This window comes from Streptomyces lasiicapitis (assembly GCF_014646335.1).
GTDB classification, from domain to species: Bacteria; Actinomycetota; Actinomycetes; order Streptomycetales; family Streptomycetaceae; genus Streptomyces; species Streptomyces lasiicapitis.
Map to the genome: position 1 here is coordinate 705,347 of NZ_BMNG01000001.1, position 11,624 is coordinate 716,970.

9 protein-coding genes are annotated in these 11,624 nt (G+C 70.1%); 4 read left to right on the forward strand and 5 right to left on the reverse strand.

Annotated features, from left to right (window positions below; all coding sequences use genetic code 11):
• The first annotated feature begins 11 nt into the window (after window positions 1-11).
• The 3 genes from sdhA to IEY91_RS03130 all read left to right on the forward strand — a co-directional run bounded on the left by sdhA (window position 12) and on the right by IEY91_RS03130 (window position 3,304).
• A complete protein-coding gene (sdhA, locus tag IEY91_RS03120) occupies window positions 12-1,766 on the forward strand; it encodes a succinate dehydrogenase flavoprotein subunit (RefSeq protein WP_164321444.1) in 1,755 nt (584 codons plus the stop codon).
• Window positions 1,766-2,527, forward strand: coding sequence for a succinate dehydrogenase iron-sulfur subunit (locus IEY91_RS03125; protein WP_189172688.1), 762 nt, complete (start codon window positions 1,766-1,768; stop codon window positions 2,525-2,527). Before sdhA ends, IEY91_RS03125 begins: the two co-directional genes overlap by 1 nt.
• A gap of 153 nt (window positions 2,528-2,680) precedes the next feature.
• Window positions 2,681-3,304, forward strand: coding sequence for a Uma2 family endonuclease (locus IEY91_RS03130; RefSeq protein WP_164321447.1), 624 nt, complete (start codon window positions 2,681-2,683; stop codon window positions 3,302-3,304).
• Window positions 3,305-3,307: 3 nt separating this feature from the next.
• Here IEY91_RS03130 and narI read toward each other — a convergent pair whose 3' ends face one another.
• The 4 genes from narI to IEY91_RS03150 are packed head-to-tail and all read right to left on the reverse strand — an operon-like array spanning window position 3,308 to window position 10,006.
• Window positions 3,308-4,033, reverse strand: coding sequence for a respiratory nitrate reductase subunit gamma (narI, locus tag IEY91_RS03135; protein ID WP_189172689.1), 726 nt, complete (start codon window positions 4,031-4,033; stop codon window positions 3,308-3,310).
• Window positions 4,033-4,581 (reverse strand): nitrate reductase molybdenum cofactor assembly chaperone, encoded by a 549-nt coding sequence (narJ, locus tag IEY91_RS03140; RefSeq protein ID WP_164321451.1) that lies wholly within the window; start codon window positions 4,579-4,581, stop codon window positions 4,033-4,035. The genes narI and narJ overlap by 1 nt, the downstream gene beginning before the upstream one ends.
• Window positions 4,578-6,215, reverse strand: coding sequence for a nitrate reductase subunit beta (gene narH, locus IEY91_RS03145; protein WP_189172690.1), 1,638 nt, complete (start codon window positions 6,213-6,215; stop codon window positions 4,578-4,580). The genes narJ and narH overlap by 4 nt, the downstream gene beginning before the upstream one ends.
• Window positions 6,216-6,217: 2 nt before the next feature.
• Window positions 6,218-10,006, reverse strand: coding sequence for a nitrate reductase subunit alpha (locus tag IEY91_RS03150; RefSeq protein WP_373287875.1), 3,789 nt, complete (start codon window positions 10,004-10,006; stop codon window positions 6,218-6,220).
• 78 nt (window positions 10,007-10,084) lie between these two features.
• Between IEY91_RS03150 and IEY91_RS03155 the strand changes: the two genes are divergently transcribed.
• A complete protein-coding gene (locus tag IEY91_RS03155) occupies window positions 10,085-11,113 on the forward strand; it encodes a tellurite resistance/C4-dicarboxylate transporter family protein (RefSeq protein ID WP_229696655.1) in 1,029 nt (342 codons plus the stop codon).
• Between the two features lie 50 nt (window positions 11,114-11,163).
• Here IEY91_RS03155 and IEY91_RS03160 read toward each other — a convergent pair whose 3' ends face one another.
• Window positions 11,164-11,502, reverse strand: coding sequence for a cupin domain-containing protein (locus IEY91_RS03160; RefSeq protein WP_189172691.1), 339 nt, complete (start codon window positions 11,500-11,502; stop codon window positions 11,164-11,166).
• Window positions 11,503-11,624: the final 122 nt, after the last annotated feature.

Below are 11,624 nucleotides of genomic sequence, written 5' to 3' on the forward strand. Positions count from 1 at the left end.
TAATCCACGTCATGAAGATCCACAAGTACGACACCGTCATCGTCGGCGCGGGCGGCGCGGGCATGCGCGCCGCCATCGAGGCGACGAAGCGCAGCCGCACCGCCGTGCTCACCAAGCTCTACCCCACGCGTTCCCACACGGGCGCGGCGCAGGGCGGCATGGCCGCCGCGCTCGCCAACGTGGAGGAGGACAACTGGGAGTGGCACACCTTCGACACGATCAAGGGCGGCGACTACCTGGTCGACCAGGACGCCGCCGAGATCCTCGCGAAGGAGGCCATCGACGCGGTCCTGGACCTCGAGAAGATGGGCCTGCCGTTCAACCGCACCCCGGACGGCACCATCGACCAGCGCCGCTTCGGCGGCCACTCCCGCAACCACGGCGAGGCGCCGGTGCGCCGCTCCTGCTACGCCGCGGACCGCACGGGCCACATGATCCTCCAGACCCTCTACCAGAACTGCGTCAAGGAGGGTGTGGAGTTCTTCAACGAGTTCTACGTCCTCGACCAGCTCATCGTGGAGGAGGACGGGGTCAAGAAGTCGGCGGGCGTCGTCGCGTACGAGCTGGCCACCGGCGAGATCCACGTCTTCCAGGCGAAGTCCGTCATCTACGCCTCGGGCGGCACCGGCAAGTTCTTCAAGGTGACCTCGAACGCGCACACCCTGACCGGTGACGGCCAGGCGGCCTGCTACCGGCGCGGTCTGCCCCTTGAGGACATGGAGTTCTTCCAGTTCCACCCGACCGGCATCTGGCGCATGGGCATCCTGCTGACGGAAGGCGCCCGTGGTGAGGGCGGCATCCTCCGCAACAAGGACGGCGAGCGCTTCATGGAGAAGTACGCGCCGGTCATGAAGGACCTCGCGTCCCGTGACGTCGTCTCGCGCTCCATCTACACGGAGATCCGTGAGGGCCGCGGCTGCGGTCCCGAGGGCGACCACGTCTACCTGGACCTCACGCACCTCCCGCCGGAGCAGCTCGACGCCAAGCTGCCCGACATCACGGAGTTCGCGCGCACCTACCTCGGCATCGAGCCCTACACGGACCCGATCCCGATCCAGCCCACCGCGCACTACGCCATGGGCGGCATCCCGACGAACGTCGAGGGCGAGGTCCTGTCGGACAACACCACCGTCGTCCCGGGCCTGTACGCGGCCGGCGAGGTCGCCTGTGTGTCCGTGCACGGCGCCAACCGTCTGGGCACCAACTCGCTCCTGGACATCAACGTCTTCGGCCGCCGCGCGGGCATCGCCGCCGCGGAGTACTCCGCGAAGGCCGACTACGTGGAGCTGCCGGAGAACCCGGCGGAGCTCGTGGTCTCCCTGGTGGAGCAGCTGCGCGACTCCACGGGCACGGAGCGCGTCGCGGACATCCGCAAGGAGCTCCAGGAGACGATGGACGCCAACGTGATGGTGTTCCGTACGGAGCAGACCATCAAGACGGCCGTCGAGAAGATCGCCGAGCTGCGCGCGCGCTACAAGAACGTCTCGGTCCAGGACAAGGGCAGGCGCTTCAACACCGACCTCCTGGAGGCCATCGAGCTGGGCAACCTGCTCGACCTGGCCGAGGTCATGGCGGTGTCGGCGCTCGCCCGCAAGGAGTCCCGCGGCGGTCACTACCGCGAGGACTACCCCAACCGCGACGACGTCAACTTCATGCGCCACACCATGGCGTACCGCGAGGTCGCCGACGACGGCAAGGACTCGATCCGCCTCGACTACAAGCCGGTCGTCCAGACCCGCTACCAGCCGATGGAGCGTAAGTACTGATGGCAACTCCGACGATGGACAAGGTCGAGGCGGAAGCCGCGGCCTCGGACCACCTCATCACCGTCACCTTCCGGATCCGCCGCTTCAACCCGGAGATCTCGGCGGACGCGGTCTGGGAAGACTTCCAGCTGGAGATCGACCCCAAGGAGCGCGTCCTCGACGGTCTGCACAAGATCAAGTGGGACCTGGACGGCACCCTGACGTTCCGCCGCTCCTGCGCCCACGGCATCTGCGGCTCGGACGCCATGCGCATCAACGGCAAGAACCGCCTTGCCTGCAAGACCCTGATCAAGGACATCAACCCGGCCAAGCCGATCACGGTCGAGCCCATCAAGGGCCTCACGGTCCTGAAGGACCTCGTCGTCGACATGGACCCGTTCTTCCAGGCCTACCGCGACGTGATGCCCTTCCTGGTCACCTCCGGCAACGAGCCGACCCGTGAGCGCCTGCAGACCGCCGAGGACCGCGAGCGCTTCGACGACACCACGAAGTGCATCCTGTGCGCCGCGTGCACGTCGTCCTGCCCGGTGTTCTGGAACGACGGCCAGTACTTCGGCCCGGCCGCGATCGTCAACGCGCACCGCTTCATCTTCGACTCGCGCGACGAGGCGGGCGAGCAGCGCCTGGAGATCCTGAACGACAAGGACGGCGTGTGGCGCTGCCGCACCACGTTCAATTGCACCGACGCGTGCCCCCGCGGCATCGAGGTGACGAAGGCGATCCAGGAAGTGAAGCGGGCGCTGATCACGCGACGCTTCTGAGCCTCCGGCTCGGCTTGCAGTAGGGCCCCGCTCCCCGGTTCCGCACCGGGGAGCGGGGCCCTCACTCGTTCTGGTGAACGAATCAGCTCCGGACGCCCGAGCCTGGCTCGTCCTACGATGATGCTCTCGACACCAGCCCTTAGGAGGCACGCGATGTCCGCCGCCAGCGTCGAGCAGCCCTACGAGGACGAAGAGCCGTTCTCCCTCACGGCCATCGCCGACGAGATCATGGAGCGTCATCCGGGCTACCGCGTCGAGATCATCGGAGGACATCTCCTCGTGACCCCCTCACCGGACGCCCCGCACGCACGCGCACTGACCAAGCTCATGCGCCCCTTCATCGCCTCCGGACTGGACGACGGCGACATCGAGGTCCTCCAGAACGTCGGTCTCTGGCTCCCCACCGGCATCGAGGACTACGCGATCCCCGACCTAGCGGTAGTGGATGCCGACATCGACGACCACCTCGTCGAGAACAACGCCTACGACCCGGTCTGCTTCCGACTCGTTCTCGAGGTCACTTCCAGCAACTGGAGGGACGACCTGAAGACTAAGGTCACCGCCTACGCCGAGGCCAAGGTCCCCGTATACGTCGTCGTCGACCGCAAGCACCAGCGCCTGCACGTCCTCACCGACCCCAAGGGCGGCGAGTACGGGAACCATCAAGTGCACGCCCCCGGCCAGGTGATCGCCCTCCCCGACTCGATCGGCGCCAAAGTGTCCCTGGACGTGGCGGAGATCCTCAAAGCGTCCCAGCCCAAGCGACGCACCGACTGAACCCTACGAATCCACCTTCTCCCACCCCCGCCGCTCCTTCCGCCGCCCCAGCTCCCCCGCCCCCCGGCTCCGGTACACCACGTACGGCCGGAACAGGTACTGCACCGGCGCGCTGAACATGTGGATCAGGCGGGTGAAGGGGACCAGGGCGATCAGGGTGAGGCCGATGACCGCGTGGATCCGGTAGGTCAGCGGGACGCCCTCCATCGCGGAGATGTCCGGTCGGAGGGTGAAGATGCTGCGGGCCCAAGGGGCGATCGTTTCGCGGTAGTTGTAGCCCGAGCTCGGTGACGAGTTCGTCAGCTTGGCCCACATGCCCATGATGACGGCGGCGAGCAGCACCGCGTACATGAGCTTGTCGTTGCGGGTCGTCGCCCGGAAGACGGGCGTGTTCGTCCGGCGGCGGTAGAGGAGCAGGGCGATGCCCGCGACCGCGAGGACGCCCGCCGCTGTGCCGCCGTACAGGGACAGCAGGTGGTAGGCCCGCTCCTTGAGGCCGACCGCGTTCGTCCAGGACTCCGGGACGAACAGGCCCATCAGATGGCCCACCAGGACGAAGAGGATGCCGTAGTGGAAGGCGGGGGACGCGATGTTCAGGAGCCTCGACTCGTACACCTGCGAGGAGCGCGTCGTCCAGCCGAACTTGTCGTAGCGGTAGCGCCACAAGGTGCCCGCGATCAGCAGGACCAGGGCGACGTACGGCAGTACTCCCCACAGGAACGTGTCCATCAGTCAAGTCCTACGGTTTCCGTGGGCGGGCCCGAGCGGGCGAGCGCCCGCGCCTCCACCCGGTCCTTGGGCGAGGGCCCCGGCAGCGTCGCGCAGATCGCGTCCAGGATCAGGGCGTAGGGCGTGCCGTCGTCGGTGAGCGCCAGGCGCACCAGTTCCAGGCCCGCGCGGTGGGAGGTCAGGAGTGTCCGGTCGCCGGTGCGGGCGGTGAACTCCAGGACGGCCGGGAGGTAGTCGGGCAGTTCTTCGCCGGTGACGGAGAGGCCGTGGGCGCGGTACGTCTCCTTGAAGGCGACGAGGGACGCGCCCCGGCGGCGGGTGTCGCCGTCCAGCCACCAGCTCAGGTACAGGCTGTGGCGGTTCTTGAAGTCGAAGACGCGTACGTAGTGCTCCATCGCCGCGGTCGGGGACCAGCCCGCGAACTCGTCAAGGAACGGGTGCAGTTCGGGCACCGCGGCCCGCACCAGGGGCAGCCGCTCCCGCACTTCGGAGTCGGGGTAGCACAGGCAGTGCGCGGCACCCTGGTAGAGCACGGCGAGGTCCGTCACAGCTCCTCCTCGGCGGAGACGTCGTCGGCCGTCTGGCGGCGGCGCGACGCGTGGAAGTTCTCGATCGTGACGAGGGGCAGTCCTTGGTACGTTCCCGAGTCGTCCCCGAACGGGCCCGCGCCGGGCGGCCCGGACGGGAGCATGCCGGGGCCGCCGGGCGCGTCCAGGCCGCAGCCGTCGGGCACCGCCGACTCCTCCAGGCGCCGCGCGTCCCCGACCGCGGCCGTCGGGATCACATACCGCTCCTCGTACTTGGCGACGGCGAGCAGCCGGTACATGTCCTCGATGTCCTGCGGGGTCATGCCGACGCGCGCCGGGACCGACGGGTCGGCCGGGTCGCCGAGGTTGACGCCCCGCATGTACGACCGCATCGCCGCGAGCCGCTCGAGCGCGGCCCGCACCGGCCCCACGTCCCCGGCCGTGAACAGCTCGGCCAGGTACTCCAGGGGGATCCGCAGGGTGTCGATGGCGCCGAAGAGGTTGCCCGCGTCCTCGCCGTCGTGCCCGGTCCCGGTGAGCGCCTCGACGACCGGGGAGAGCGGCGGGACGTACCAGACCATCGGCATGGTGCGGTACTCCGGGTGCAGGGGCAGGGCCACCCGGTAGGTGCTGATCAGCGCGTACACGGGTGAGCGGCGGGCCGCCTCGATCCAGTCGTGCGGGATGCCGTCGCGCTCGGCGGCCCGCCGTACCTCGGGGTCCGCGGGGTCGAGGAAGACGCCCAACTGAGCTTCGTACAGGGCCTTTTCGTCAGGGGTGGACGCGGCCGCCGTGACCTTGTCGGCGTCGTACAGGACCACCCCGAGATAGCGCAGGCGGCCGACGCACGTCTCGGAGCAGACCGTCGGCAGGCCCACCTCCAGGCGCGGATAGCAGAGCGTGCACTTCTCGGCCTTGCCGGTGCGGTGGTTGAAGTAGACCTTCTTGTACGGGCAGCCCGTCACGCATTTGCGCCAGCCCCGGCAGCGGTCCTGGTCGACGAGGACGATGCCGTCCTCGGTGCGCTTGTACATCGCCCCGGACGGGCAGGAGGCCACGCACGCCGGGTTCAGGCAGTGCTCGCAGATGCGCGGCAGATAGAACATGAAGGTCTGCTCGAAAGCCGCCTTGACCTGCACCGCGGCCCGGTCTGCGGTCTCCCTGGCCTGGGCCTTGGCCACCATCGGGTCGGCCGCGACGCCCTCGGCGCCGCCGCCCAGGTTGTCGTCCCAGTTCGAGCTCCACTCGATCTTCATGGGCTTGCCGGTGATCAGGGAGCGCGGCTCCGCGACGGGGTAGTCGTCGCCGAGAGGGGCGTCGGTGAGGTTCTTGTACTCGTACGTCCAGGGCTCGTAGTAGTCCTTGATCTCGGGAAGCACCGGGTTGGAGAAGATCGTCGCGAGGGCGTGGAAGCGGCCGCCGGACTTCAGCTTCAGCGCGCCGCGCCGGTTCAGCTCCCAGCCGCCGCGCCACTTCTCCTGGTCCTCGTAGCGGCGCGGATAGCCCTGCCCTGGCCGGGTCTCGACGTTGTTGAACCAGACGTACTCCATGCCGGAGCGGTTGGTCCACGTCTGCTTGCAGGTGACCGAGCAGGTGTGGCAGCCGATGCACTTGTCGAGGTTCATGACCATCGCGATCTGTGCGAGTACCCGCATGGCTAGTACGTCACCTCCTGCTCGGTCCTGCGGCGGATCACGGTGACCTCGTCGCGCTGGTTGCCCGTGGGGCCCAGGTAGTTGAAGGCCCAGGTGAGCTGGGCGTAGCCGCCGATGAGGTGGGACGGCTTGAGGAGCAGCCGGGTCAGGGAGTTGTGGATGCCGCCGCGCTTGCCGGTCGTCTCCGTCTTGGGGACGTTCACGGTGCGTTCCTGCGCGTGGTGCATGTAGACGGTCCCTGCGGGCATGCGGTGCGAGACGACGGCGCGGGCGGCCACCACGCCGTTCCTGTTGACCGCCTCGATCCAGTCGTTGTCCTGGACGCCGATGGCCGCCGCGTCGTCCGGGGACATCCAGATGACCTGGCCGCCGCGCGACAGCGACAGCATGAACAGGTTGTCCTGGTACTCGGAGTGGATGGACCACTTGTTGTGCGGGGTCAGATAGCGGACCGTCACCTCCCGCTCCCCGTCGGCCCCGAGCCGCGGTTCGCCGAACAGGCGGTGCATGTCGAGCGGCGGCCGGTACACGGGAAGCGCCTCGCCCAGCTCGTGGATCCAGTCGTGGTCGAGGAAGAAGTGCTGGCGCCCGGTGAGGGTGTGCCAGGGCTTGAGGTGCTCGGTGTTGAGGGTGAACGCGGTGTAGCGGCGCCCGCCGGACTCACTGCCCGACCACTCCGGCGAGGTGATCACGGGGACGGGCGCGGCCTGCGTGTCGGCGTAACTGATGCGCTTGCCCTCGTGTTCGGCGGCGAGGTGCGCCATCTCCTGGCCGGTGCGCGCCTCCAGGGTGCGGAAGCCCTGGGTGGCGAGGCGGCCGTTGGTGGTGCCGGACAGGGCGAGGATGGTGTTGGCGGCCTTCACGGCGGTGTCCAGGCGGGGGCGTCCGGCGGCGGGCCCTTCGCGTACGACGCCGTTGAGCGCCCCGAGCGCCGCCACCTCCTCGTCGGGGCGCAGCGCGATGCCCTTCGCGGGCAGCCCGAGCTTCTCCACCAGCGGGCCGAGGGCCGCGAACTTGGCGCCGATCGCGGTGTAGTCGCGCTCGACGACGGTCAGGGCGGGCATGGTCCTCCCCGGCACGGGCTCGCACTCGCCGCGCCGCCAGTCCAGGGCGAGGCCGCCGGGCTGCGCGGTCTCGCCGGGGGTGTCGTGCTGGAGGGCGGTGGCGACCAGGTCGCGGCGGGTGCCGAGGTGGTCGGCGGCGAGTTCGCTGAGCCGGTCGGCGATCGCGTGGAAGGCCTCGAAGTCGGTGCGGGCCTGCCAGGGCGGGTCGACGGCCGGGGTGAAGGCGTGCACGAAGGGGTGCATGTCGGTGGTCGACAGGTCGTGCTTCTCGTACCAGGTGGCCGCCGGGAGCGTGATGTCGGACAGGAGCGTCGAGGACGTCATGCGGAAGTCCAGCGAGAGCAGCAGGTCCAACTTCCCCTCGGGGGCCTGCTCGTGCCACGTCACGTCACGCGGACGCGCCCCCGCCGGGGCCTCCTGCGCACGCAGGGACGAGTGCGTGCCCAGCAGATGCTTGGTGAAGTACTCGGCGCCCTTCGCGGACGAGCCGAGCAGGTTGGCGCGCCACAGGGTCAGGACGCGCGGCCAGTTCTCCGGGGCGTCGGGGTCCTCGCAGGCGAACTTCAGCTCACCGGAACGGAGTTGGGCCACGGCTTCCGCCACCGGGTCGTCGCCCTCGCCCAGGTCGAGCGGGTTGCGGTCGAAGGTCGGATACGACGGCATCCACCCGGAACGCGTCGCCTGCGCCAGGCAGTCCGCGGCCGTCATCCCCGCGAACCGCCCCTCGCCGAGCGGTGAGGCGAGCACGTCGGCGCCGAAGGTGTCGTAGCGCCACTGGTCGGTGTTGAGGAACCAGTACGCCGAGCCGATCATCTGGCGCGGCGGCCGCGACCAGTCGCCCGCGCCCGCGAGCGTGGCCCAGCCGGTGGCCGGGCGGCACTTCTCCTGGCCGACGTAGTGCGCCCAGCCGCCGCCGTTGCGGCCCTGGCAGCCGGTGAGCTGGAGCAACGCGAGGAAGGCTCTGTAGATGGTCTCGGAGTGGAACCAGTGGTTGGTGCCGGCGCCCATCAGAATCATGCAGCGCCCTTGCGACTTCTCGGCCGTGGCCGCGAACTCCCTTGCGATCCGCGCGCACTTGGCGGCCGGGACGGAGGTGTGCGCCTCCTGCCAGGCGGGCGTGCCGGGCGAGGACGCGTCGTCGTACGAGGCCGGCCAGTCCCCCACGAGCCCCTCGCGGCCGACGCCGTACTGCGCGAGCAGCAGATCGAAGACGGTGGTGACCAGCGGACTCTCGGGCCCCGCGAGCCGGATGGCGGGCACCCCGCGCCGCAGCACTTCCCCCCTCCCCTGCCCGTGCGCACCCCCCTCGGTGTCGAAGCGCGGCAGCAACACCTCCACTCCCCGCGCGTCCTCCTCGTACAGAGAAAGCCGCGGCTTGACGTCCCCCAGATCGAGGTTCCACTTCCCCTTGCCGGACTCGGTCCACCGGAAGCCGAGCGAGCCGCCCGGGACGACGGGCTGCCCGTTGCCCTCGTCCAGGACAACGGTCTTCCACTCGGCGCCCTCGCCGGTGTCGCCGAGGTCGGAGGCGCGCAGGAACTTCGCGGGGACGTAGGCGCCGTCGCGCTCGGTGAGGGTGACGAGGAAGGGCAGGTCGGTGAAGCGGCGTACGTAGTCGTCGAAGAACGGGACGCGCCGCTCGACGAAGCACTCCTTGAGAATCACATGCCCCATACCAAGCGCGAGCGCGCCGTCCGTCCCCGGATGCGGATGCAGCCACTCATCCGCGAACTTGGCGTTGTCGGCGTAGTCGGGGGCGACGACCACGACCTTCTGGCCCCGGTAGCGGGCCTCGGCCATCCAGTGCGCGTCGGGCGTGCGCGTCACCGGGACGTTCGAGCCCCACATGATCAGGTAGGCGGCGTCCCACCAGTCCCCGGACTCCGGTACGTCCGTCTGGTCGCCGAAGACCTGCGGCGATGCGACCGGCAGGTCCGCGTACCAGTCGTAGAACGACAGCATGGGCGCGCCGATCAGCGACATGAAGCGGGCGCCGGCCGCGTGCGACACCATCGACATGGCGGGGATGGGCGAAAAGCCCGCGACGCGGTCGGGGCCGTACGACTTGATGGTGTGGACGTGGGCCGCCGCGATGATCTCGACGGCCTCGTCCCAACTGGCCCGCACCAGGCCGCCCTTGCCGCGGGCCTGCTGATAGGTACGCCGCCGCTCGGGATCGCCCTGAATGTCGGCCCAGGCGAGCACGGGATCACCGAGCCGCTGCTTGGCCTCCCGGTACAGATCGAGCAACACGCCCCGGACATACGGATAGCGCACGCGGGTCGGGGAGTACGTGTACCAGGAGAAGGCGGCGCCGCGGGGGCAGCCGCGGGGCTCGTACTCGGGGCGGTCGGGGCCCGTCGACGGATAGTCGGTGGCCTGCGTCTCCCAGGTGATGATGCCGTCCTTGACGTACACCTTCCAGCGGCAGGAGCCGGTGCAGTTCACGCCGTGGGTGGAGTGGACGACCTTGTCGTGGCTCCACCGGTCCCGGTAGAAGGCGTCGCCCTCGCGGCCGCCCTCGATGCGGATGCTGTGCAGGTCGGACGAGGCTTCGCCGTGGCGGAGGAAGCGGGCCGTGCGGAGGAGGGGGGCGGCGGGTTCGGTGGGGGTGGCCTGTCGTGCGGCGGCTGCCCGCCCGGCGGAGACGTCCTGTGGTGCGGCGGCTGCCCGCTCCGCGGCGGCTTTCCTGGCATCCGGTCCGGTGGGGGCGTTCACACGCTCCATCCCAAGCCGGGGCGGGCGGGTCCGCAGCTCGGCCTAGACCAAGTGGTGGCGGGCGCGCCCCCGGGTTGTCATGGCCGTGTGACTCCCCTTCCCCAGCTCCCCCACCGGCGCGCGTGGCGCGAAGAGGTGACCCCGGCGGCCGGGGCCTGTGTGATGGCCACCGGCATCCTCTCCGTCGGCCTGTTCCTGACCGGCCACGACGTCCTGTCGGAGATCCTGCTGGCGATCGCGTCGCTGCTGTGGGTGCTGCTCGCGGCGGACTTCACCGACCTCATCGCCCGGGACCGGGCGCGCTGGACGAAGTCCGCGATCACGCCACCGGCGCTGACCGCGGTGGCGGCGACGACGGTGGTGGGCACCCGCTTCTCACTCCTCGGCTGGCAGTGGCTGGCGATCACGCTCCTGGTGATCGCGGCGGTGGTGTGGCCGGTCCTGCTCCTCGCGGTGGTACGGCACTGGCAGCGAGGCATGCCCGGCGGAGTGTTCCTGGTGTGCGTGGCGACACAGGGCCTCTCCGTCCTCGCGGCCACGCTGTACTTCGCGGGCAAGGGCGAGTGGCTGGGCGACGCGGCGCTCGCCCTCTTCGGCCTTGGCCTGCTCCTGTACGCCGACGCGCTGCTCCGCTTCGACTTCCGGCAGGTGTGGGAGGGGGCCGGGGACCAGTGGGTGGCGGGGGGCGCGCTCGCGATCTCGGCGCTGGCCGCGTCCAAGCTGACGGCGTCCCCGCTGTGGACGGGCACCGGCCACGAGTTCCTGCGGAACCTCACGTACGTCCTGCTGGCGCTGGCCCTCGCCTGGTACGCGACGCTCGCCGCGGCGGAGGCGGTCCGGCCCCGCTTCCACTACGACGTACGCCGGTGGGCCACGGTGTTCCCCCTGGGCATGACGGCGGTGGCCACGCTGTCCACGGGCGTCGTGACCGATGTGCCGTGGCTGCGGACGCTGGGGCGGGTGCTGCTGTGGGTGGCTGTGGCGGTGTGGGGGGTGGTTTGGGTGGGGTTTGCTTGGGCGCGGGTTGGGGGGCCTCGCGGGGGCGCCCCAACCCCGCCCCTTCCCGAAACCGGGGCTCCGCCCCAGACCCCGCTCCTCAAACGCCGGAGGGGCTGAATATGTGCCGGTTGCGGCGAGGTTCCAGCCCGTCCGGCGCTTGAAGCAACTCAACCCGTCGCCGTCACCGCCGTCAGCAGGACCACCGAGTCCTCCAGGCCCAGCAACCCGTGCCGCTCCGGCGGCACCGCGCACAGCTGCCCGGCGGCGAGGACGATGTCGGTGTCGCCGGACTCGGTGGTGAGGCGGACCTTGCCGCGCAGGACCTGGAGGCTCGCCGCGGGCGGGGTGCTGTGTTCGTCGAGTGCGGAGCCCGCCGCCAGCGCGATCACGCTCTGGCGCAGCGCGCCGTCGTGCACGATCAGGCGCGCGCTGCGGCCGTGGGCGGCGGTGCGGGCCTGGTTCAGGTGCTCTTCGGCGAGGGCGGTGAGGTCCTGGGTGTCGGGCATCAGGGGTTCTCCGTACGTCGGTCGGGCGGGCGGTGCGGGACGTTCGGGTACCAGGGTTCACGGCGGGAAACGCGCCGTACGGCATTGACGCGGCGGCAACGCCCCACCCGACCCGTATTCTG